The 23,426-nt window shown below is 34.3% G+C and carries 17 protein-coding genes; 12 read left to right on the top strand and 5 right to left on the bottom strand.

Annotation, left to right across the window (positions count from 1 at the left end):
- A complete protein-coding gene (locus tag LNQ34_RS01060; RefSeq protein ID WP_017496092.1) occupies positions 1-630 on the bottom strand; it encodes a response regulator transcription factor in 630 nt (209 codons plus the stop codon).
- Between the two features lie 225 nt (positions 631-855).
- Here LNQ34_RS01060 and LNQ34_RS01055 point away from each other — a divergent pair, with 225 nt between their 5' ends.
- Together LNQ34_RS01055 and LNQ34_RS01050 are read left to right on the top strand one after the other, a co-directional pair.
- Positions 856-2,115 (top strand): hypothetical protein, encoded by a 1,260-nt coding sequence (locus tag LNQ34_RS01055; protein ID WP_229998380.1) that lies wholly within the window; start codon positions 856-858, stop codon positions 2,113-2,115.
- Positions 2,116-2,525: 410 nt separating this feature from the next.
- Positions 2,526-5,045 carry a DEAD/DEAH box helicase gene (locus LNQ34_RS01050; RefSeq protein ID WP_229998379.1) on the top strand — a complete coding sequence of 840 codons (2,520 nt, stop codon included), beginning with the start codon at positions 2,526-2,528 and terminating at the stop codon, positions 5,043-5,045.
- A 92-nt stretch (positions 5,046-5,137) separates the two neighbouring features.
- Here the strand turns inward: LNQ34_RS01050 and LNQ34_RS01045 are convergent, their stop codons facing one another.
- Positions 5,138-5,536 carry a helix-turn-helix domain-containing protein gene (locus LNQ34_RS01045; protein ID WP_229998378.1) on the bottom strand — a complete coding sequence of 133 codons (399 nt, stop codon included), beginning with the start codon at positions 5,534-5,536 and terminating at the stop codon, positions 5,138-5,140.
- A 184-nt stretch (positions 5,537-5,720) separates the two neighbouring features.
- Here LNQ34_RS01045 and LNQ34_RS01040 point away from each other — a divergent pair, with 184 nt between their 5' ends.
- From LNQ34_RS01040 to LNQ34_RS01000, 9 genes are all read left to right on the top strand, one after another.
- Complete coding sequence (locus tag LNQ34_RS01040; RefSeq protein ID WP_229998377.1) at positions 5,721-6,347, top strand: putative polyvalent protein kinase domain-containing protein; 627 nt, start codon at positions 5,721-5,723, stop codon at positions 6,345-6,347.
- A gap of 171 nt (positions 6,348-6,518) precedes the next feature.
- Positions 6,519-7,460, top strand: coding sequence for a multicopper oxidase domain-containing protein (locus LNQ34_RS01035; protein WP_229998376.1), 942 nt, complete (start codon positions 6,519-6,521; stop codon positions 7,458-7,460).
- A gap of 17 nt (positions 7,461-7,477) precedes the next feature.
- Complete coding sequence (locus LNQ34_RS01030) at positions 7,478-7,906, top strand: hypothetical protein (protein WP_229998375.1); 429 nt, start codon at positions 7,478-7,480, stop codon at positions 7,904-7,906.
- Between the two features lie 40 nt (positions 7,907-7,946).
- The gene (locus tag LNQ34_RS01025) at positions 7,947-9,413 is read left to right on the top strand and encodes a tyrosinase family protein (RefSeq protein WP_202702061.1); all 1,467 of its coding nucleotides are present in this window, start codon (positions 7,947-7,949) and stop codon (positions 9,411-9,413) included.
- A 339-nt stretch (positions 9,414-9,752) separates the two neighbouring features.
- On the top strand, positions 9,753-12,857 hold the full coding sequence (locus tag LNQ34_RS01020) for a DUF6493 family protein (RefSeq protein ID WP_229998374.1): 3,105 nt from the start codon (positions 9,753-9,755) through the stop codon (positions 12,855-12,857).
- A gap of 5 nt (positions 12,858-12,862) precedes the next feature.
- Positions 12,863-14,191, top strand: coding sequence for an SWIM zinc finger family protein (locus tag LNQ34_RS01015; protein ID WP_229998373.1), 1,329 nt, complete (start codon positions 12,863-12,865; stop codon positions 14,189-14,191).
- Positions 14,192-15,031: 840 nt separating this feature from the next.
- Positions 15,032-15,643: an RNA ligase 1 family protein gene (locus tag LNQ34_RS01010; protein ID WP_229998372.1), complete on the top strand. Its 612-nt coding sequence runs from the start codon at positions 15,032-15,034 to the stop codon at positions 15,641-15,643.
- Between the two features lie 232 nt (positions 15,644-15,875).
- The gene (locus tag LNQ34_RS01005; protein WP_229998371.1) at positions 15,876-16,379 is read left to right on the top strand and encodes a hypothetical protein; all 504 of its coding nucleotides are present in this window, start codon (positions 15,876-15,878) and stop codon (positions 16,377-16,379) included.
- A gap of 63 nt (positions 16,380-16,442) precedes the next feature.
- Positions 16,443-16,604, top strand: coding sequence for a hypothetical protein (locus tag LNQ34_RS01000; RefSeq protein ID WP_229998370.1), 162 nt, complete (start codon positions 16,443-16,445; stop codon positions 16,602-16,604).
- Positions 16,605-16,729: 125 nt separating this feature from the next.
- On the opposite strand, the gene LNQ34_RS00995 is transcribed toward LNQ34_RS01000, so the two are convergent.
- The 3 genes from LNQ34_RS00995 to LNQ34_RS00985 form a co-directional block, all read right to left on the bottom strand.
- Entirely contained in the window at positions 16,730-18,508 is a 1,779-nt protein-coding gene (locus tag LNQ34_RS00995) for an AMP-dependent synthetase/ligase (RefSeq protein ID WP_202702055.1), read from the bottom strand.
- A 167-nt stretch (positions 18,509-18,675) separates the two neighbouring features.
- Positions 18,676-19,107: a hypothetical protein gene (locus LNQ34_RS00990; RefSeq protein ID WP_017496073.1), complete on the bottom strand. Its 432-nt coding sequence runs from the start codon at positions 19,105-19,107 to the stop codon at positions 18,676-18,678.
- A 131-nt stretch (positions 19,108-19,238) separates the two neighbouring features.
- Positions 19,239-21,641, bottom strand: a complete 2,403-nt coding sequence (locus LNQ34_RS00985; protein WP_229998369.1) for a TonB-dependent receptor — start codon at positions 21,639-21,641, stop codon at positions 19,239-19,241.
- A 352-nt stretch (positions 21,642-21,993) separates the two neighbouring features.
- Between LNQ34_RS00985 and LNQ34_RS00980 the strand changes: the two genes are divergently transcribed.
- On the top strand, positions 21,994-23,277 hold the full coding sequence (locus LNQ34_RS00980; RefSeq protein ID WP_229998368.1) for a zinc-dependent metalloprotease family protein: 1,284 nt from the start codon (positions 21,994-21,996) through the stop codon (positions 23,275-23,277).
- Positions 23,278-23,426: the final 149 nt, after the last annotated feature.

Genomic DNA, 23,426 nt, shown 5'->3' with positions numbered 1-23,426 from the left:
CTAGTTTTTGGTGTTAAACTTGTTAATTGCTTCAATTTTGTTACTTACCTGTAGTTTTCGGTAGATATTGCCAATGTGTTTTTTAATGGTGTCGATGGTGACATTTTTTTTATCGGCAATTTCTTTGTACAGAAGTCCCTGCGCCAGCAAGTCAAGAACTTCTTTTTCGGTTACAGTTAGTAACGATAAGGTTTGTACTTGTACTTTTGTTTCCTGAAAATGTTGTAAAACGCGCTTTGCAATGGCAAAACTCATAGGGGCACCGCCTTTGTGAGCTTCCTGAATTGCCTGAATTATCTTGTCCAGCGGATCTCCTTTTACCAGATAACCACTTGCACCTGCACGCAATGCCGAAAATATTTTTTCGTCATTTTCAAAACTGGTGCACATAACAAAGGTGGTGCCTGGCATTACGTCTGTTAATTTAAAAACAAGATCAATACCTGATAAATCCTGCAACTGAATATCCATTAAAACCACGTCTGGTTCCAGAGCTTCCAGTTTTTGCAAAGCATTTTTACCATTAAAAAACTGAGCCACACATTCCATATCCTGCTGGAAATCGATGATATTTTTTAAGGCCTGATTGTAATTCTTATCATCCTCTACTATGGCTACTTGTATCTTCATGGTGTTACATTTTCTTTTACAAAGTTGTACAATAAGTTCATTGACCGCAATTACCCTTTTGGGTGATATTAGAAATTAACTCAAAAAAGACAAATGGTATTTATAGAATAAACTTACAAAAAATAAAATAAGAATTGTAAAAAATTAAATATCACCCAAAAGGGTAATTGATTGATATACTGTTATCAGGATACTTTTGAGATGTTAACTAAAAACATAGAAATCATGAAAACTAAAATTCTATTTATTATAATTATTTTATGTACGGTCACGGCGCAAGCGCAAATACCCACTTTAGCAGAAAGAAATTTTTCAGCAGTTAAGTCAATAAAAGATAATGAGGCTTCTAAACAATTAAGTGATTTTATTACAAATGGAATTGTTGAAATTGTCGCAAGAAATAAGCAATTAGAAAGTGTAATGCTTCAAAAAAATGAACGTTTAAACAGTTTAGGAATTGATGTAGATACTGTTGAAAAAAACAATTTGCTGAAGGAAGTGAAGAGGGACAGTGTAACCATTGACCAAAATAAAAAAATAGTTGAAGCATTATTCAAGTTTCAAAAAGATATTGAAGCCGATATTCCTCCAACAAAAAGAGAGTACACTATTATTTATCATAAGTTGTACTGTAATAAAATTAAAGAAATCAAAGCAGAAATTAAAGCAAAGAAGAAGGAAAGTAAAACCTTAAATGATATTCGAAAAGGATATGAAAAAATAGCTGAAATTAAAAGTTTAAACAAACAAATTGAAGATTTAGATCGCGAATTGAAAAATAAAAACGGAACATATTATTGGTTTCCTTCCTTCCCAAGCAGAAATAGTAGTGCATTTTTTGAAAATCTGTATAACATTAAAGATAATAAAACCAGTTTTTTAAATTCTGCTGCCTTAAATTATAGTGACTTAGGAGCTGTCATTCAGTCAGAAGTGATTGCGGATACTTTCTGGGCTGTACGAACTAGTTTTGGTACTCTTTTACAATCCAATCAAAAAACGCCAAAAGATCCAGAAGAAAAAGAGAATCAAACACAAAGCAGTCAATTGGAGACATTACTAAATGGAGGAGGAAATTTCTATATTCAAAATCAGCTACCAGTGTATTCCTTTATGAATGAAGATATAACACTTTATACCTTTTTTAATAATAGAACTGCTTTTGGAATAAAAGGACTTAATGATGCAATAGATACTAATACTTTTAATTCTTCATTGGGTGCTAACCTTTATTTTGGATTAAATTCTACTGAAAAGAAGTTCAATGTGTTTCTTGTCAGTGATTTTAGTGTGATAGCTGCTTCAAAGTCGGTTTATGATAATTTACAATTAGCAAAAAAACAGCCTTTCTTTCAAGGGAGATTGATGATTGGGGTAACTTTTTTAAGTCAATTCAGAGTAGCTGCTACCTTAAGTTCTTTTGGTAGTGATGAGGCAGTCAGATCAGGTAAAGTTACTGTTGGGATTCAAATTGTATCCAAATAATAGATTCTCTGTAAATAAGTATAGTTGCAATTATACTATTTTTTTGTTGGTTGGATTATCTAAAGAAAAATAAGTCTCGACAAAGGAATCGAACAAAACTAAACAAAAAGACATTTTTCTACAAAAACACTGCCGCGCAAAATAATTACGGAGCAGTGTTTTTATTTTGGAACTTAAGAAAAAGCTCTTGATTAAATCAGGTGTTTGTACTTGGTTTGAAGGCTTTTTGATTATATATATTTGAAGGCAAACAAAGTTTTAAAAAAAATAATTGATTATGGAAAACCGTAAAACGTATAGTTAAATCTTATTCATCTTTGTTAGCAATCTTTTTTAAAGTAAAAGCGATTGAGAATGGAGATAAAACATAAATAGCTTTTTAATTTAATAACTAAAACTAATTATATAGTATGAACATTTTTGCTAAAAAATTAATTACAATTGATGATGTGGATTTATCGATTCATCCAATAGATATTTTCCAAGGTCTTTTTCATAAGGAAGGGTATTCTTATTTGAGAGGTATTCAGGAAGAGGTTTTAAATTCATGGCATTTAATCAGAGATCAAAGGGATGTTCTCTGTAAGATGAATACTGGTTCAGGAAAAACACTTGTTAGTTTACTAATGCTTCATTCAAAAATGAACGAGGGTGTTGGCACTGCTTTATATTTATGTCCAGATAGGCAATTACTTGATCAAGCAAAAAAGCAAGCTGAACTTTACGGTATTCCAGTTTGTGAAATAGATGAAAATAATGACTTTCCTACTGATTTTCATAATTGTAAAAGTATATTACTTTGCACTTTCCAAAAACTATTTAATTCTAAATCAATATTTAATCGTGATCAAATTAAGATTGGGTCTATCGTTATTGATGATGCTCATAGTTGTTTAGACAAGGCAAGAGATACAACTACACTTAATTTACCAAGGAAGCATGAAGCTTGTGAAAGAATAATTAAAATTTTTGAAGCTGAATTTAAGGACCAAGCACCTGGAACATATAGAAGGTTAATCGATGGTGATCCATTTGCAAGTATTTTAAAAGTGCCTTATTGGGCTTGGTTCGAAAGGGAAGAGGAGGTTACAACACTTTTAAATAAGTTTTCATCAGACGATGAGTTCAAATTTAAATGGGGATTAATAGCAGATGATTTATTATCTTATGATTGTTATTTAGGACCAAAAGGAATTGAAATTGCTCCAATACATGTACCATTCCAAAATGTAAAATCATTTTTTGAAGCAAAACATAGATATATTCTTTCAGCTACTTTTGAAGATCAAACCGATTTAATTAAGGATTTTGGTATTAATTCAGAAAGTATTATTAACGCTTTAATACCAAAAGATAGAAAAGATATTGGACAAAGATTAATTTTAGCGCCGAAAAGATTTGATCCAAGTTTATTTGATAATGATATTTATAAGTTAGCAAAAGAATATTCTGAAAATAACATTAATGTTGTCGTTTTAGTTCCATCATATTCCAAGGCTGAGCCTTGGATAAAAAATGGAGGAATAATGTTAAATGATGGAGACATAAATGAAAATATTACTGAACTTAAATCTAAACAAGGAGGATTATATGTGTTGGTTAATAGATATGATGGAGTAGATTTAAATGGAGACATGTGTAGAATTTTAATAATGGATGGTTATCCTTCATTTACATCTTCCAAAGAATTATATTCAGAAATGAGACTCGATAGTGTAAAAGCTTCTCTAAAGGCACAAATAATCGAGCAAGGTTTAGGAAGAGGTGTTCGATCAGGAAGTGATTTTTGTACAGTAATATTAATGGGGAATGATTTACTTCAATTTTTAGGAAATAGAAATAATTTGCAATATTTTACCTCTGTAACAAGAAAGCAACTTGAAATGGGGCTAACGTTGTTAGATGAAGAAAGTAAAGAAGATTCTATTACGACAATAAAAGAAACAATTGATTTTTGTTTGTCTCAAAATATTGACTGGAGAGCATTTCATTCACAAGGAATTTCTAAAGTTGATGTTGATGTTTTAAATGAAGAAAAAATAAAAAATATAAATATTGCAGTCTATGAAAAAGAGGCAATTGATTTATTTCGAGCAAGAAATTACTCAGGTTCAAAAGATGTAATTGTAAAAAAAGTAATTGATGGTATACCGATTTCAAGTAAACAAAAAGGATGGTATTTTCAATTTTCGGCACAATTGTTATATTTAGAGAATAAGGTAGCTTCAAATGATTTACAATTAGCTGCATCTGCAAATGCTACTCACATGTTTCAAACTAAACTCGGAAATAATTATACAAAAATTGCTGTACACGAGGAACAATCTTCTAACGTCAAAAAGTTTTTAAGTGAATTTAGCAAATCTCAAGATTTCAAAATTTATTTAGAAGAAGTACTTAATAACTTTAAATATAGTCCAGATATCAATTACACTAAATTCGAAAATGCTTTAGCGAATGTTGGAAGAATGATTGGATTTTATGCTCAGGAACCAGAATTAGAATTTGGTAACGGTCCAGATGTTTTATGGGGTATGACTGACAATCATTTCTTAATATTAGAAGCTAAATCAATGGCTATACATGAAGAGATTACAAGAGACAATATTGGTCAATTATTGCAATCAGGAGAATGGTTTAAAAAACAATATGGAGATACTGCTAAACAAACACTTGTGACACTTCAAAGTCCTAAAATAAAAGGTTACAATGTTAATCCAAGCGAGAATACAAAAGTAATTGACGAACAAGCATTAGAAAAAATTAGAAAAAATTTGACACAATATGCTAATGCGATATGCGGTATTGGTGTCAATGCAATTACGCCAATGGAAATTTCTAAATTACTTGTAGCACATTTTTTTACTCCGCCATTATTTAGAAATACTTATTTAAGCGATATAGTTAGTAAACGCCAATTTACTTTATAATATTTCAATTCTTCAAAAATAGTTTAAAATTAAAAAAGCGCAAACCCTCAAAAGTTTGCGCTTTTCTCAATTTTATATAAAAAGAAAATCCCTTATTTCAATTTCATCAACTTCTCTAAATATTCGACTTTATCTTTTTCGGCCTGAACGAGACGTTCGTACAGCTCGATCACTTTATCAAGAGGGTTAAAAGTAGCATTCATACCTTGATTAAAGCTATTTCCTTGACTTGAACTATTATCGTAAAAATTATTAAAGAAATTAAAAACAGATTCCTCTGTAAAATTTTCAATCGCTTCTACTGTTACGCCAAGTGCTTTTGCAATTTGTACCAATTTTTCGAAATCAACAGTTTCGCTGGTTTCAATACTTGAAATAGTTTGCTGGCTTGTGCCAATGGCATCTGCAAGTGCTCCTTGTTTCATACCGCGAAGTTCTCTGATACGGCTGATATTTCGGCCAATATTTCTGGGTCTGGTTTCTGTGCTCATAATTCAAAGATATTTATTTTTTTTGATAAAAACAGCGATCCGTAAAATACAAGGCTAATTTGGTAATGTACTATCGGGTGTTTTTTTATCCGTTATAAATATATTCTTTTTCTTACTTTTACAAGGCTTTATTTCGCCAGGTAAATAGTAAGTTTAAAATATTTATATTTGCATGATAAACTTCATGAAAAATGAACTACAAAATATCATTTCAGGAAAGGGCCAAGTTAGGCATGGAGATACTATCCAAACAGTCTCCCGTTACCTTAGAAAAGGCACGAGCACAGGCAGAGCGCTTAAGTCTGGCAAGCAAATCAAAAGTGAAGAAACAGCGTTAATAAAAGAATTCTGCGAAAGGAATTCTTTCTGGATTACCGGAATTAACATCAATGCTTTCATATCTTCGGGCGCTGAGCAAAAAGTGTATCTTCAAAATAAGCATAAAGTGATCAAATTGAATGACAGTATTTATTATGAAACATGGGAAGATTATTTGAATAATTTACTGCTGCATAATTATTTTTTTTCTGACACAGCATATCAATTAATTGGATTTTCGGAACAGGATACTATATTGTATGCAGTTGTAGAGCAAAGATTCGTAGATTCTGATAGTGATACAGAATTAGAAAATGTAAAAGTTTTTTTGACTTCAAATGGTTTTGTTAGCACTAGAAATAATGATTATTTTAATCCCGAATTGGGTATTATTCTCGAAGATTTACATGATGAAAATGTTTTGACGTTTCAAGGGAATCTATTCTTTATCGACACCGTTTTCTACCTCACACCACAATTCTACCTCCCCTGATCCTTCAAAACCCGATTCGCATCAAAGAAGAATTGTATTCTTAAAAAACAAAACGCAAGGCAGATTTTTACTACAAAATCAGGTATTTCTACGGGGTCTCAAAACCGGCATTAATTTTAAATTTGAATTGCATTGCCGAATGTGTTGGCAGTGAAAGATTTAAGTTAAGAAATGAAAGGATGCCCCAAATCCATAGTGCTCTTTTGCTTTTTACTAAGCAATCTGTTTTTGTTTTCTCAAAACGAACATTTAGTGATCGGGAGAACAACAGGAAAACTACTGCTTAAAAATAACGTCTCTGTCCGGACTTTTGGTTTTACGAACTCTCTTTCGGGGCAGGTTACTTTGCCGGGATCTGAGATAAGGGCAAAGGTTGGCGATACTGTTCGGGTTGATTTTTGGAGCATTTCGCAGGGAAATCCGGTCTCTTTATTTTGCAAAGAAATTGATTTTGTTCAATGGGATAAAAACAATAAGGTGATGAAGAAAAAAGAGGCCATTCATCACATGGAGCATGGGTTTTATTCTTTTCGGGCCGAAAAACCGGGTACCTATTTGTATTACAGTCCCGAAAATTATCCGTTCAACCTTCAGGCGGGAATGTTTGGGCTCATTATTATTGAACCAAAAGAAAAGGATCCTTTGGCGCCTGAGTCTTTGCGTGAAATTCTTTGGTGCAGCAACGAACTGGATACAAAATGGCACACCGATGCCATCATGGGTACCGAATACGATTCTCGAAATAAACCTATTGTTCTGCCTCCCTACCAACCCAATTATTTTTTGATTAATGGTAAAGTTGCTTCCGAAACCAATGGTTTACAATCGTTAGATCGTAAAAACGAGGCAGTGCTGCTTCGTCTGGTCAATTCAGGATTATATCTTCATGAAATTGTATTTCCGCCTAATGCAAAACTGAAGCTGAGGTTTGGGAGTGAGACTGCTCTAACAGAATCGGCTAACGGATGCACAGTAGCACTACATGCGGGAGAAAGTATGGAAATACTCGTTTCCCTGGAAAATGTGGGAGATACAGAACGATTGATCTACCATTTTACTGATCCTATTTCAAAAAAGAAAGTTTACGAAACGGCTATTGCTGTTTTTAATTAAAATTTAACCCCACGGCTATGAAACAACTGTACTTTTATTGGATACTCTTTTTTTCGGTTTCTATTTCATTTGCGCAAAACAAACCTACATTTTCGGTAGTAGGAACTGCGGTCAATAAAGAAAGTGTACTGAAAAACAAACGGCTTGACATTTCGAAAATCAAGGTCGAAAATATTTCAAATAAACCAATCTATCTGGTTTGGGAGACTGTATCGAATACATTCCCAAAGGAGTGGGATTGCTCGATGTGTCAGCACGGTGCCTGCCAGATTGGAATTCCGAAAGGATCCTCTTTTAATAAACTTAATCCGGATCAGCAGGGCTTTATTGCCATTCATGTAATTCCTGCCAGCAAAATAGGCAACGGAACGGTGAAATTTAAAATCTATGACAAAGCAAATCCTAAGTATGCTCAGATTTTAACTTTTGAAGTCGAAGTGCTTTAATGTTAACTACCAATTTATTAATAACCCAAAAACAAAAAAAATGAAAAAAATTACTAACTTATTTTTAGTTATTCTGATCTCGGGATTGTCCTATGGTCAGAGTAAAGCGGATGCGAAGTATATTCGCTGGAATGCCAATACGCCTCAGGGGAAAGCCAATCTTGAGGCGATGAAAGTGGCTTTTAAGAAAATGCGCGAAGCGGGCTGTGAGAAAGGTATTTCCTGGTATTACCAAGGCGCAATTCATAATATCCCCGAAAAGATAACAGGTCCCAATAAGCTCTGTCCGCAATATCAGACTATTGATGATAAATTATGGGCCTGGGCAGATTGTACACACACTGACACTAATAATGCAGCTTTAAATTTTCTTTTATGGCACAGAATGTACATCTGGTATTTAGAAAAAATTGTTAGAGAATTGTCCGGAAAAGCAGATTTTGCACTTCCGTACTGGAACTACGGCAGTAAAGAAGAATCTCAGAATATTATGGCCGAACCTTTTAGGGAGCCGTCAGGTTCTTTGTATACCGCAGCACGCTATACTATTTTGAACAATGGAAAACCAATCCTTCCCGAACAGTTGGCCAGTATTCGAAATTCAATAGAAGAATTAAGAAAAAACCCTTCTTTTGCAGGTGAGGCCGGATTTAGTAGTAGTCTTGAAGGTCAGCCTCATGGTTATATGCACAATCTTATTGGTGGGAGATATGCTCATCCGCCTGAACAGCATTACAACGAAATATATCAGATAGTAACTTCGGGTTTAATGGCCAATGTTGAGTCGGCCGGATTCGATCCTATTTTTTGGCTGCACCATAGTATGGTCGATCGTATTTGGGAATCGTGGGATGTTTCGGAACTTGGTCAGCGTCCAAGTTTAGAAGAATTAAAAGCGAATCCGTGGCCGTATGAGTTTATCACTCCAGACGGAGGCCGTATCACTTATACCATGGAGGAAGTCTACAACATCGTTTTTAATTTAGATTACAAATACGATGATTTGCTTTACGGATCTAAAACTCCGGTATTAGCGGCTAATGAAAATAAGGTAAAAACCAGAATCTCCTTTCAGGATGCTAAAGAAGAAGTAGTTTGGGAACAGAAAGTAGGTAAAGTATTAGGCACTTCGGCTTTTACCCATAAAGTGAGCAGCACCTTTGCAAGAAATACCAATAAAGTTTTTAGAACTGCCAATTCCAGATTAATTCTGAATCTGGATGTGTCTGTTTACAAAGAACCAAGTGATTATTATACGGTTTATTTGCGTTATCCCGGAAAAAAAGACCAGTATGTGGGAATGATGACTTTCTTTGGAGTTGCTCATGATCACGGAATTGGAAAGAATCATGAAATTGGTGAAGATGGAGTAAAACTTAAATATGCCTATTATATTTCAGATGACTTAGTGAATACGAATGCGAATTTTCAAGTTATAATTAAAAAGACCGGAGGCGGAGACGCTAAAGTTACTCTGGAAAAAATTAGTGTGATAAAAGCAAATTAAGTTTTTTTGATTTTCTGAAAACGACATTCCAATAATAATCCAAACCCTGCAAATACTGATTTGCAGGGTATTTTTTTGAAATCTAATGCTGCTTTTTTTCGTAGGATTTTTTAACATTTAAAAGACGTTCTTTTAAGAAGATCTTGCTATAAAATTCTTATTTTACAGGTTGAAAACAAAAGTCGATAAAAGGGAATAGAAGCATACCAGTTCAGGATTTAGGCTTACAAAAGAGAGCTTCTTCAGTAAAAAAACGACGATTTTCATTACAAAGACATTGAATTACTTTACCTATTAGATTATATATTTAGAAATAACACTTGTTTTATACGATTACTAATGAAAAAAAGTCTCAAATACATTGATGGGAATTCAGATAAATTCTGGGAAATAAACGTGACAGGATTCGAATTTACGGTAACTTACGGTAAAAACGGAACTTCGGGAACTTCACAGACCAAGAGCTTTTCAACAGATGAAGAATGTTTGCGAAATGCTGAAAAATTAGTCAGCGAGAAACTGAAGAAAGGATATTCTGAAAATGGAGAAGTGAGTATCACTTCAAAACCAAAAACGGGTAAGGCGGCAAATTCTGCTGCTGTTTTAGAGGAATACGACGCCATCATAAAAGCAAAAGATATTCATTTGATGCTTCCTTTTTTAAAAGAAAATGCAAAAGGAAATGTAGAAGCTTTAAAGAAACACATCAAAAAAAATAAAAGATACTGGACCCAATACGTCGATTTATCCAAAGAACCGGAATTTTTGAAGAAGAATAAAACCGGTAACAATTGGGGGTCTTCGTGGGGAACAAGAGGTGATCAGAAGCAAAAAGAAATGATCACGCTAAGTGCTATCGCATTGTTTGATAAAGCCGATATTAATTCGTGGGATGAAGTACTGCAATTGCTGGATGAAGCCGATCAGAAATCCTATGTTCTGGACACATTGTTATGGGCAAAACCCAATTGGCTGGAAACTTTTATTTTGGATAAAGTAAAAAGACAGGACTGGGTAAGTGTCAATTATCATATTCTGCGAAAGTTTGAAGAGGAAGGTCTGCTGCAATTCAATCCGGAGTTGTACGCTTTAAGCCTTGCTGCTACAAACGAGTGGCGTGCCAAAATTAAAACCAGAAAATTCATCAATACTATTGTAAAGGATACAATAGGATATCAGAGAGATATTCCGGAATTGTTTAATTACGAAACCATACTTCACAACAGCTTTTTTCGGGATAATGATACCCAAAGTTATGACGAATTCCAGACCTGGAGCATTGTCTACAAAACGTTACTCGACGAGAATAAAATGGACCGCAGTTTTTTTATCGAAAATGCCCTCCAGATTCAAACCAAAGAATGGAACAACAATCTAAAATCTTTTTTCAGAAAAAGAATCGAAGAATTTAATGCGACAGAAGAAGAACTGATTGTTTTTCAGGAAAATATATTTTCGTTTTTGCACAACGCGTATCCGCCCATTACGAGTTATGGAATTGAATTGGTGAAGAAAATTTATGGACATCCAAAATTTAAAGCCAAATCATTTCTGGAATGGCTGGAACCTTTAATGATGCGTGGCGACTGCAAAGCAGCCATAAAAAATGCGCTTCCGGTTTTAGAAAAAATAAGTAAAGCCAATCCGAAATTGAACAATCAGATTGCCTCTATTCTGGCTGATGTTTATGTGATTTCTGATTTGACTTTACAGGAAAAAGTGTCTAAAATTATTCTGAAAATCGGTTCCTCCAAAGATAAAGTACTGAAAGAAAAACTGAGTACTTATGTTACTTTGATGCAGGGAAATATCAAATCAGGTTTAAGTCCGTTTTTAGATGAGGACGCTTTGATGCCGGACGATGCCGGATTTGAAGAATATCAATTCCAACCTCAAAAAGAACCGGTATTGACCGAAGAAGTGCAACTGCCAAAGGACTGGAACGAAATTTTATTTCAGTTCGGAAACTTCATTGCTTCTGAAGATGTTCTGGACACCGAAATCCTGATGAATACCTATATTCAACAGAGAGATTTGTTTCCCGCCGATTACAGCGCGCAGTTACAGCCTTATCAAAAACAATTGAACAAATTCTATTTTGAAAGTGTTCATAAGAACTATATGAAATCGTTTTTGTCTCAGAAAATTGAAAACATCAAGAATAAGTTAAGTTCTAAAGACAGTCATTATTTAAAAATTAATACACTGGTTTTAATCCGACCGTTATTAGAAAAAGTGCAGCAGAAAATTGAATCCAATTCAAAACTGCCATTGCTTTCTTTCCCTAGTCATAAACCGTATTGGGTCGCTCCTAAAGTTTTGCTGGAGCGTGTAATTGCCTATCAAAAAGCAAACGAAGAAATTGATTCTCTTGATTTAGCAATTGCCATTGCGCGAATGCCACGAGAAAATACCCATGAAGCACTTCCTTTATTGAATGAAATCGAGGGCGAATTAAAAGCCTTGTTGTCCTACTGCTTGGGAGCAGAAGATAAACTGACGATTGATTCCGGTTCATTAGTTTCAAAACTTTTGGCAACATTAGGTAAAACCACTAAAGAAAGCGGAATATTATCTTTATGGGCCGTTGCAGCCAGAACATTTTATCCGGACCATACTTTTAGCGAGTTTGAAAACACCTATTTAAAACAAGTTCCATTTGTGGTTTCGCCATTTCAAACCGAATTCTCCTTTAAGGAAAAATGGAACGAGTGGAACAATTATAAAACACACGAAAAAGAAAGATCGCCTTCGTGGTACGAACTTTGTTTCGAACTGCCACAATACATCAAAACGCCCAATTATCTATTGTACAGTCTTGATATTTACAAAAGATCGAACAGTTGGGATTACAATATAAACTATGGCGGAAATACATTTTACTGGCACAGTTTGACGCCACAAAATCCGGATGCTTTAGTGATGACTTTATTGAACAACTGTGTAGTTCCGGACGGTTCAAAACCGGAATTAAAAGGTTTTCTGGACGTTTTAAACCGACCGGAAATGAGGTTCTCGGATAATGTTTTATTGTTATTCGCGCTTTGTTTCTTCCAGGAAAAGAAAGATTTACGCTTACTGGCCTCCGAAACTTTAATGAATCTGATTGAGAAACAAATAATCGATATAGAGAAGTTTGCTGAGAAGGCGGCTTTTGCAGCAACAGGGAAATATGGTGCTTTTTCGAGATTAACCGACGGAATAATTGCCTTAAAAGATATTTCACCTTTATGTAACAGTGCATTGCTGCAGTTCTTTAATGCCTTTTTTACTCATTTGGAAGTGAGCGAAAAGCTACCGACAAATTTCAAGAAAATGGTCGAAAACTATGTTGATGTTTTAATCAAAACCAATCAGAAACCGTCAGAAAGTGTCATTGCGTTTTTTGAACAGTGGAAAGATAATGCTTCGCTTAAATCCTTGATTAAGCAAATTTTAAAATAAAGAAAATGACAGATTTAGAATATAATTATAAAGGAATTTCAACCTACAGTAAAACAAAGGGAATCAATAATTTGGTTTTGGCCCATCAAACCGAAATTGAGGAAGTCAATAATATTCCGTGCTTTTTCTGGGGTAGCTTAACAGATCCTTATGTTACAGCAAAATGCTGGAGCACGATTGCCAAAGTAGTGCGTTCGAGTTTTGGACCAGTTCCGCCCAGCCTTCGTGACCCAATTGTTTCTGCCGGTTCAGAAAGACTTCGTTTTGAAGGATTTTCGTCCTGCAACGGAGTTTATGTAAGATTGGACATGAAACCCGAAGCCATCGACGGCGAATTTATTGCCAATGGAACGACTAATGTTGATTTTAACGATCCAATGCTGAATGCGCTAAATGCGATTCAAAAAAATGAAAAAGTAACCCTTGCCGTTGGTCAGCAAGATGTTCAGGTGATAACCAGTAAGGCAAAAGTGGTCGAGAAAAAAGTGACTTTGCCCATGCGCTGGATTAAAGGATTAACCAGTGTTCAGCTTTATTTGGCTGATATGGATTTGAAGTTCGAACTCAATAAAATACAAACCATTCAGCTTTTCCAAAGCCTGCCGAAAGGAAGCGTAAAAGGGGATTTTTTTATCACCAAAAGAGCCGGAAAATTTATGTTTTCGACTTTGGCTACAACCGACAGTGTGAGAATAGGGGGTGTTCAAAGACTGCGTTTGTTAGAAGGGATTTTGGCGATTGTAGATAAGATTTTTGTTTACGAATCAGATGATAAGCAGACTTGTGCTATTGTTTGCGAATTTGGTAAAATGCAGTTATTGATGGCTTTTTCTCCGGATTCGTATCGTGGTTTTTCGGGTGAAGGAAATGTTCTGGAAACCATGACGGAAAATTTACCAATGGAATGGGTGTACGGATTAAACAGTTTATTAAAATCGAATGAGATGTTTGACCCGACCATGCTTTCGATTGAAAATGATATTGATTTTAGTACGATGGATAATCTAACGTCCAATTTATCTTCCATGGGATTATTAGGTTATGATTTAAGCGAAAAAGCTCATTTTTACCGTCGTCTTCCCTTTAAAACAGAACGTATTTTATCTTTAAATCCGAGATTGAAAAATGCGAAAAAGCTAATTGATAAGGCAGAGGTGGAAATCTCAGAACGCAGAGCCGATTATATTGAAGCCAAAGTAAAAGGTTCCGGCGTGGTACATAAAGTGATCATTGACAATACTTCACAAAGATGTACCTGTGATTGGTTTACGGCTTATCAGGGAAAGAGAGGAATCTGCAAGCATATTTTGGCGGTGAAAATGATACTTTCTTAAGCTTGAAAATTAAAGACATGCTCTACAAATCTTAAAATAAAGTTAAATTAAATTCTAAAAATGCTATATTTGTACCTGAAATGGAAATGAAAAATATAAATATTAATCTGTCAGTAGGACTATATAGTGATCGTTTAGCAGGATTTGCCCCTGTTAAGGGCTCAGGATGTGATCTGTATTTTTATGAAATCGAAGTGTAAATTGAAGTTACAAACTCAACATAAGTATAGCAAAGCGTTCTCTTTTTAGGACGCTTTTTTTGTTTTAGGGATTATTCACCAGGATAAAAAAGATGGAAAATGATTACAAATTGATCGTAACTATAAAATATTAAAAAAAACAACACATTAAATGTTTAATGAATTATAAAAACTCCAAAATATAGTCTTGAAAAGTAATCTGATGAGTAACAGTCATTTGATTTGATAAAAAAGCTGCTTCGATATGCGGACAGGGATTTCTATGACTTAACTTAAAGATTTAATAAATTGAAAATCAATGAATTGAAGTATTGAAGGATTTGGAAGTATGATTTTTTTGACATTATCTTTGCCGAAGAATATCAGGACACTGAATTTCAAAAAACAATAGAATTTAAAAATTAAACAATATATAAAATGGATTTCATTTTTAACACATATAACGTAAAACCAATAAACGCGAGTTCGGCCCTTGAAGGGGTTTACATGCTGGTGCATCATTATAGACAATATGATAATTATCGTATTTGTTATAAAGCACCTCTAATCGGGTGCTTTTTTTATGGGTTGAAATTTAAAAGCGCAAAAGTTGTTTGATGTTCTTCGAGTAAATCGGGGATTTAATTTAAAAGTATATAAGATGAAAAAGATAAGTACATTATTTGCTAAAGATCCGCACGATCTGGCAAGGGTAATAAATAAGGTTAGTGATGAAAATAAATGGGTTACAACCGGAGAAGTTATTGCTACAAGAAAATTTGATGGCTCAGCTGCAGCAATTATTAAGGGAGAATTATTTAAAAGGTTTGATGCCAAAAAAGGGCGTATAATTCCTTCTGGTGCGATTGCATGTCAGGAAGCTGATAGTGTGACGGGGCATCATCCGCACTGGTTGAAATGTGACCGTTTGAAACCTGAGGATAAGTTTTTCTTTGAAGGTTTTGATAATTTAAAAATCAAGATCGATGGGACATTTGAATTATGCGGCCCTAAAGTGCAGGGAAATCCTGAAAAATTGGAAAAACACCTGCTGATAAAACATGGCAGTGAGGTTTTTGACTTTTCAAATTTTGAATTTGATGATTTGAAAAGATTTTTGTTAGAAAATGATGTTGAAGGTATTGTTTTTCACCATGCTTCAGATGGAAGAATGTGTAAACTAAGGAAATCTGATTTTGGAATAAAACGTTCGAAGTTAGAAAGCACCCCAACAAAAAATGCCAATAACTTAATTATTTCTAACCATGAGTAAAAAAAGTAAATCTGACCATGATTTTGGTCTTGTCAGTAAAATTAGGTTTAGTGAGTATCTGTTTATTTCGATAACGATTCAGAGCTTACTAAACGACGGAAAGAGAAGGGAAGACAAGAGGTATACCTCATTCAGACGTTATTGTCTCGGTAAAGATATTTTAACGCTCTATGGATGAGAGATCAGGAGGATATCAGAGGTTCCGGAAAATTCCGAAATAAAGTAAAATGTTATGAGTAACAATACATTAGAAAAATACAAAAGAGCAATTAGAAAAAAATACGAGATCGAAAGAGAAGGAGAATACTTTGATTATTTGTACAAACCTTCCCGTGCAAAACTTCGTGATTTGTGCTGGCTCATTTTCGAAAACAACCCAACAAAAGAGGACTTGAATGTTTTTAGTAATCTATTGGGCTTAGATTTCGATCATACCCAGAAGAATAAGTTTAAGGAGAAGAAAGATAAGTTCAGACCTATTGAAACCTTCTTTAAGGGAGAAACAGATCCGTCCAGTATGGATGTTATCAATATGGCTGCAATCTTGGTTGATTTTCATCCGCGTCCTCTCAAGAAGTTTTACGAAAATTCTAAAAAGGAAGAAGCAAAACCGATCAGAAGAATGGATAAAGCTAAAGAAGTTTTTGAAAAAAAGAGTGCTGATAAAAAGGAGAAGCCTGAAAAGAAATCTAAGAAAAGAAATTTCTTTAGGGATATTAAAAGTATGTTTTTCTAGCGAACAGAATTATGAGTTAAAGATTTAAACACCATTATTTTAAAAATTATAAAAATAAAAATTATGAATAAAGTTTGTAATATCGTTTTAGAAGAAAAGCATAGTAGGCACACAGTTGCTGAAGAACAGGAAAGTACAATTATCGAATATAGATCGGCTGTTTTAGAGGCGAAAAGAGGCGAAGTAACCCAAATGAATGGGTTTTTAATTCGACCACAAGCTTAAAACGTAAGTCCGTTTGTATAGCATTCACAACTGTTGTTGACTATTTAAAGTGATGTTGGTACAATTAAAAAACGGCTGTCTTTATGAGATAGCCGTTTTTCGTTGGTTAGTATTATGTTGGTTTATTAATTTTGTCCGTATATTTTAGCGTAAAGATCTTTGTAGATTTCTTTAATGATTTTACGTTTTAATTTTAGGGTAGGAGTAAGTTGTCCTCCATCAATTGACCAAACGTCCGGAGTAAGTTCAAAACGCTTGATTTTTTCCCAGTGTCCGAATTTCTCGTTAATGGTTTCTACTTCTTCGTCAATACGTTTGATAACCTGTGCGTTAGTACTGATGTCTTTGTCGCTGTTTCCTAAAGTTATTTTGTGAATTTTAGCCCATTCTTTTACAAATTCAAAGTTAGGCTGAATGAAGGCTGCCGGCATTTTTTCGCCTTCACCAATCACCATGATCTGCTCGATAAAACGAGATTGTTTCATGGCGTTTTCAATCAACTGAGGAGCAATGTATTTTCCTCCCGAAGTTTTGAACATTTCTTTTTTACGATCTGTAATTTTAAGGAAACCTTCGTTGTCAATTTCTCCAATATCGCCGGTGTGGAAATAACCGTCTTGTAATGCTTCGGCTGTTTTTTCAGGATCTTTGTAGTAACCTAACATTACGTTTGGCCCTTTGCAAAGGATTTCACCGTCTTCGGCAATTTTAACTTCTACATTGCGAATTGGTTTTCCAACAGTTCCAATTTTAAAACCTTTGTTTCTTTGGTCGTTTACGGCAATTACCGGTGATGTTTCAGATAAACCGTAACCTTCCATAACCGGAATTTCAGCAGCAGCAAAAACTCTTGCTAAACGCGGTTGCAAAGCAGCACTTCCTGAAACCATTAAATCTAAGTTTCCTCCCAAACCTTCTTTCCATTTACTGAAAATAAGTTTACGGGCAATTTTTAACTGAAATTCGTACCAGGCACCATTAGCACCATAAGGCTGATATCTTAGTCCTAAATCAATGGCCCAGAAAAATAGTTTTTTCTTAATGCCAGTTAATTCAGCACCTTTTGCGTAGATTTTATCGTAAACTTTCTCTAAAAGTCTTGGAACGGCCGTAATTACATTTGGTCGTACCTCTTTTAGATTATCACTGATTTTATCAATCGATTCACCAAAATAAACCGAAATACCATAGTATTGATAGATGTACAGTATCATTCTTTCAAAAATATGACAAATAGGAAGGAAGCTTAAAGCCGAACTTTTTCCCGGATCAAACGGGATTCTTGGTGCGCTGTCTAAAACATTAGAAACAATGTTATGGTGAGAAAGCATAACTCCTTTAGGTCTTCCAGTTGTTCCGGAAGTATAAATAATTGTTGCTAAATCTTCTGCTTTAATACTGTCTTTTCTGGCTTCAACTTCGCTTTGATTGCTGTCGTCTTCTCCTAGCGTTAACAATTCAGACCAGTGTTTGCAGCCTTCAATTTCATTAAAAGAATAAACTTCTTTTAAAGTTGGAACGTTAGCTTTGATCGCATTTACTTTGTCAAGTACTTCTGTATCGGATACAAAACAGAAAATACTTCCACTATGATTTAATATATATTCGTAATCTTCTTCGGCAATAGTTGGGTAAATAGGTACGTTTTGAGCACCGGTTTGCAGGATACCAATATCCATAATATTCCACTCCGTACGATTGTTAGAAGTGATTAATGCAATTTTATCATCTTTTTGAACACCCATGCGCAATAATGCTCTTGAAATAGCATTTGCTTTTGCAATATATTCCTGGCTAGATGTCTTTTCCCAGACTCCGTTTTTTTTAGTTGCTAAGGCAACCTGAAGGTTATAAGTTTCTTGTTGATAATAGGGAAAATCAAAAAGGCGTGTGATTGAAACCATGTTAGTATATTGAATTTTATCGCAAATTAAATAAAAATTAGGTATAATTTTTATATTTATCGAAATTTATGGGAAAAATTATAAGTACTTTAGAAAATCTACGAAAACGTTTTCTTTTTTGTAGTAAAAGGTATAAAAATCAAGAAAAATTGATTTTTACGTAGTAATTATTGTACGTTATAATCTACATATTCTTTTACTCTTTCACCCATCAGAAACATTTTTTTCTTGGTAAAATGTATAGAAAATTGGGTATAATTCCACTCCTCACTGTCATTGGTACGGTACCAGAAAGTATAGGAAGCACTGTTGAAACCTTCTTTAAAAACCGGAATACCTTCTTCGGTACATTCAATTCCCCAGTTGATCTTTTTTTTGCTTAGATCTTCATATTGAATAATTCCTGTTCCGTCCGGATTTAAAATGGTAGAGGGTTCTTTTTTTCCGGCTGGTAAAAAAGTTCCGGGTACCGGATACCCAATGGTGGTGGTAATAAAATGGTCACGGACTTTATAAGTGATTCGGTCTACGTGAATTTGTGAATGTAATTTTACGGCACTAAATAATAAAGTAAAAAGAAATACTTGCAGGGTTTTCATTCTATGTAGGTTTAAGGGTTTTTGGAGTTGCCAAAAAATTCGGGGCACAAATTTTTTGGCGAATATAGTTCAATTTTCACTAGAAAAAGGAATCCCGATTACAAGAATGATATTTTTATTTTAATGCGATGCTACTCTGTCGAAAACTGGTTTTCCAGTAATTTTTCTTTAAAGTCAGATTTAAAGGTGTAAGCAAAAGTAAGCATCAGAGCACGTGTATCTGACTTCGAAGTACGGTTGTTACTGAACAAAGCCGTATTGTTTTTAAAACCGCTTTCAAGTGTGTTGAACATATCGGTAACCACTAAGCCTAAACGGGCATTGCCTTTACCCAGTTTTTGCTGAAAACCCATATCTACATTATAGATCGGAATTCTTTTTCCCTGCGCGGTAGCAAGTGCCGAATTGTAATTTCCGATAATTTGCAGTTTTCCACCTTTCCACGGAACAAAATTATTGATGATCTTTCCGTACCAGCTGAATGCATTGTTGACTACATCCTGAGCCAGATTGGAGGCGTTTATATTTTGCTGAAAAGCAGTGATACTGATATTGGCATCGTAGAATCCAACGGGTTTTAAGCTGAAAATAGTTTCAAGACCATAAGTAATGGTGCTTCCAATATTTCTGGGCTGTTGCAAAACTACTCCGTTGTCCTGTAATTCGGCATATTGTCTGATTGTATTGGTGGCGTTTCTGTAAAAAGCATTGGTAGAAAGGGAATATTTAGACCATTCTTTGGAATAACCTGTTTCAATAATATGAATGATTTCCGGTTTTAAGTACGGATTTCCTCCATGCGGATTCAAGGCATCGGTAATATCAATAAAAGGATTTAAGTTGTCTAAATCCGGACGATTGATACGTTTGCTGTAACTCATTTTCAGAAATTCATCTGCAGCTAAATTAAGTTGTAAAGAGGCAGAAGGGAAAAGTTTTACATAATGATTGGAGAAGTTATCACTGTTGTTTTGAGTTTTTCCATTGTTTGAAACCTGTTCGGCACGTAATCCCAGGTTGTATTTCCATTTGGGAGTTTCTTTAGTGCCAATATAGGAGTTTAGCATTCCGTAAACGGCATTGATTTGCTCGTTGAATTTGAAGCCGTTGCTTGCCAAAGGATTTACCACGTATTCTCCATTCGTTTGATCGGCACTTTCAAAATTGGAGTTGAAGAATCGGAAGGTTCCTTTGTAGCCCGTCTCTAAAATGGTTCTTTCTGAAACCGGAAGCGCATAATTTACAATAGCGTTCGAGATATTTTCGTGTTCGTAATTGTGTGTTCTTTGCCATGCAGCATTACCAATCAGGTTGTCGTATTGATCGAATTGATAGGTATCAATGTCAGTGTTTTCTCTGTGTTTGTTGAAAGATGAGGTAATACTGGCATTCAGACTCTTTTGGTCATCGGCAAATTTTCGGTCATAGCTAAAAGCAAGTTCGCCTACCTTAGAGCGTTCGAGTTCCAGAGAATGTCTTTTATTGCTCGAGAAAAACTGATTGGTACTGTTGTTTACCTGCGTGTATAAAGTTTCGCCATTGTCCTGACTTTCCATATTTCCCAAAGCTTCAAAAGAAAAGCTGTTGTTTTCGTTTGGTGAAAAATCAATGTTGAATTTCAAATTCTGCAAACCTTCTGTTCGTTGGTCGTTTCTGTTTTGATTGATATAATGTTCGTCATCAATCAGATAATTGATTCTTTCACCTTTGATCTTTTTAGTTCTTCCGGCAAAGCGGTTGTCGTATCCCAATCCAAAATTCCATTTATCTGTTTTATGATTTAAGAGCACGGAGCTGTTTAATCTGCCTTTGGCTCCAAAACCACCTCCTAAAACCACTGCACCATTCATACCGCTTTGGTTGTTTTTTTTGAGTCTGATATTGATAATACCACTCTCTGCATTTGCATCGTATTTGGCAGTAGGATTACTGATAACCTCAATACTTTCAATACTGCTTGCTGCAATCTGATCCATATTGGTAATGGCGGAGTTTTTTCCGTTAATCAAAATCATAGGTGATTTTCCTCTCAAGGTAATTCCTCCGTCTGCATCCACAGCTACTGTAGGAATGTTTTTGAGCATATCAGTAGCGGTTCCGCCCGTTTGTGTCAGATTCGAAACGGCATTAAAAATGAAGCCTTCGTTGGTTTTTTGAATCTGCTTTTTATGAGAATTTACAACAACAGTATTTAACAGATTAGTGTCCGTTTTTAAAGTTATGGTTCCAATAGAAATAGGAGATCCTGTAAATTTTACTTTTTGAGTAACGGTTTTAAAACCGATTAATTTGAACTGAATTTTATATTCACCCGAAGCGACATGATCTAAAGAGAAATTTCCGGTAGCATCTGTAATCGCATATCCGGCAACTTTAGTAGAATCGGCAGTGTTTTTTAAAACCACATCGACAAATTCGATGGCTAGCTTTCCATCAGATACAGTTCCTTTAACAGAGGGATTTTGGGAAAATACAACCTGGCTTATTATAAGTAAGAGTAATCGAAGCGATAAATTTAATGTCCATTTTTTCATGAAACAAAGATATTTATAGCAATAAAAACACTGGTGTAAGCTGGCTTAAGATAGTATTAAATTAATCTTAGAGTCGTTTTAAAGTTTTTTGGCCAAAGATTAAAGGATCATTTTGATTTTTTTTTAAAATGAGAAGCAACTGTGCTAGATCTTTCGGAGGTTTTAAAACCATAATTTTAGTAAAAATTGCAGTATAAACTTTTATGCAATGCATCAATAAATAACATAAAATTCCAGTTAAGTTATTAAAAGTAATGCTCATTACATAGTATAGGCCGATTGTTACAAAGTTGTGATTGATCTTTGGTTTTTTTGTAAGTTTATTCTTTATAAATTTAAAACTTAGATAGAAATGAAAAAGAAAATTGTTTTCAGGATTTTTATAGTGTTTTCACTTGTTTCCTGTAGTAGAGAAAATGTTGGATTAGAGTCAGATTTATCAAACAGCGTTGCTTATAAAATATCAGAACTACCACAGTTACCTGATTTTGCAAAGCCAATAAGAGAATCTGGAGAAATAAGAGAATTTAGTTTAATTAAGAAAGATGGAACAAAACTGAATTTTGATTTGAAAAGCGCAGAGCAGACTTTATTTGGCAAAAAAAGGACCTTAACTGGCACAGTTGAAGCGAACGAAAAGTATGAAAATGCTATTATGATTATAGGTGATAATGGATTTGAATTGTACTTTAAAGATAATGGAGAAGAATTGGTTCTCAAAGGGAAAAAGGACTTAGATGTAGGGGTTGAAGAGCTGGATTTAAATTTTGATAAGGCAGAAAAGAAAGAATTTTTAGTTGCAGCAAACAAATTAGGACATAACGGAGAGGTATTATTGAAAAATTATCTAAGTCAGCAAAGTACTAGCAAAAAGGATGATAGCCATTTTGAAGTTATTACTGAAAAGTATGATAATTATAAGCTGATTAATGAAACTGCTACATCAAGAAGAAAAGAATTAGTTGAAGGTAGAATAGCAGGAGGATGTTTATCCATTGTACCTCCGGTTGCATCACCTCAATTATTCAATTCATCCAAACCAACCGGTATACTAAATAAGGATTCCAGGAAAACATACAATATTGAGGTTGCTTACATGGAAAAAGATTTCCCTTACATGTTTCATTATGTTAAACTTGTGTATTCTCTTATGCAAGTGGGGAGAAAATTGGGTTTAAAAAAAGAAGAATATTGTCAAGTTCCTAACTTCAATTTTTATAAACCTGAAGATACACCTGCTGCTAAGGCGGAATATTTGGCTTCTTTTGCTAGAGTTAATAAGTCCCGCGCCCAGTTAGATAATTTGGTTGAATATCTTGATAGACATCCTAATAAATTAGGTATCAAAGTAGTTAGATGTGCCTTTTTTACCGGATATAAATGGGATAATGGTGCATTAGGTTTGGCATATAAAGGTACATATGGTAATTCTTATTTTGGAACAGAGTATAGTTCATTAATTATTTCTGATTTAGGAAACAACGCTTTTGCTCACGAATGTGGACATAATTTAGGAGCTAGTCATGTTAATGATCCTAATGATGTTATGTATGCTTTTGAAGGGTATGGTAATTACCAACATTTTGATAAAGGTAATTTGTCAACAATAAAAGATTGTATACAAAATAGATGGTAATGAGTACTAAATTTCGGGCATGAGGTAAATATGAATTTCAAAATGTTGAGATTTTTTATAGTACTTAATATTATATAATAAAGACTTATTGTTGCAATATTGTGGCTAATCCTTATTGTTTTGTGATAGTTTATTTTTACAAAATTAAA

It is taken from the genome of Flavobacterium lipolyticum (assembly GCF_020905335.1).
GTDB classification, from domain to species: domain Bacteria; phylum Bacteroidota; class Bacteroidia; order Flavobacteriales; family Flavobacteriaceae; genus Flavobacterium; species Flavobacterium lipolyticum.
Note: the sequence above shows the minus strand (reverse complement) of the source record. Positions and strands in the feature narration are given on the sequence as shown.

What these genes read in the sequence shown, in the direction of transcription:
- LNQ34_RS01060 (WP_017496092.1), bottom strand. Translation starts at nt 630, where the DNA reads ATGAAGATACAAGTAGCCATAGTAGAGGATGATAAGAATTACAATCAG.
- LNQ34_RS01055 (WP_229998380.1), top strand. Translation starts at nt 856, where the DNA reads ATGAAAACTAAAATTCTATTTATTATAATTATTTTATGTACGGTCACG.
- LNQ34_RS01050 (WP_229998379.1), top strand. Translation starts at nt 2,526, where the DNA reads ATGAACATTTTTGCTAAAAAATTAATTACAATTGATGATGTGGATTTA.
- LNQ34_RS01045 (WP_229998378.1), bottom strand. Translation starts at nt 5,536, where the DNA reads ATGAGCACAGAAACCAGACCCAGAAATATTGGCCGAAATATCAGCCGT.
- LNQ34_RS01040 (WP_229998377.1), top strand. Translation starts at nt 5,721, where the DNA reads ATGAAAAATGAACTACAAAATATCATTTCAGGAAAGGGCCAAGTTAGG.
- LNQ34_RS01035 (WP_229998376.1), top strand. Translation starts at nt 6,519, where the DNA reads ATGAAAGGATGCCCCAAATCCATAGTGCTCTTTTGCTTTTTACTAAGC.
- LNQ34_RS01030 (WP_229998375.1), top strand. Translation starts at nt 7,478, where the DNA reads ATGAAACAACTGTACTTTTATTGGATACTCTTTTTTTCGGTTTCTATT.
- LNQ34_RS01025 (WP_202702061.1), top strand. Translation starts at nt 7,947, where the DNA reads ATGAAAAAAATTACTAACTTATTTTTAGTTATTCTGATCTCGGGATTG.
- LNQ34_RS01020 (WP_229998374.1), top strand. Translation starts at nt 9,753, where the DNA reads ATGAAAAAAAGTCTCAAATACATTGATGGGAATTCAGATAAATTCTGG.
- LNQ34_RS01015 (WP_229998373.1), top strand. Translation starts at nt 12,863, where the DNA reads ATGACAGATTTAGAATATAATTATAAAGGAATTTCAACCTACAGTAAA.
- LNQ34_RS01010 (WP_229998372.1), top strand. Translation starts at nt 15,032, where the DNA reads ATGAAAAAGATAAGTACATTATTTGCTAAAGATCCGCACGATCTGGCA.
- LNQ34_RS01005 (WP_229998371.1), top strand. Translation starts at nt 15,876, where the DNA reads ATGAGTAACAATACATTAGAAAAATACAAAAGAGCAATTAGAAAAAAA.
- LNQ34_RS01000 (WP_229998370.1), top strand. Translation starts at nt 16,443, where the DNA reads ATGAATAAAGTTTGTAATATCGTTTTAGAAGAAAAGCATAGTAGGCAC.
- LNQ34_RS00995 (WP_202702055.1), bottom strand. Translation starts at nt 18,508, where the DNA reads ATGGTTTCAATCACACGCCTTTTTGATTTTCCCTATTATCAACAAGAA.
- LNQ34_RS00990 (WP_017496073.1), bottom strand. Translation starts at nt 19,107, where the DNA reads ATGAAAACCCTGCAAGTATTTCTTTTTACTTTATTATTTAGTGCCGTA.
- LNQ34_RS00985 (WP_229998369.1), bottom strand. Translation starts at nt 21,641, where the DNA reads ATGAAAAAATGGACATTAAATTTATCGCTTCGATTACTCTTACTTATA.
- LNQ34_RS00980 (WP_229998368.1), top strand. Translation starts at nt 21,994, where the DNA reads ATGAAAAAGAAAATTGTTTTCAGGATTTTTATAGTGTTTTCACTTGTT.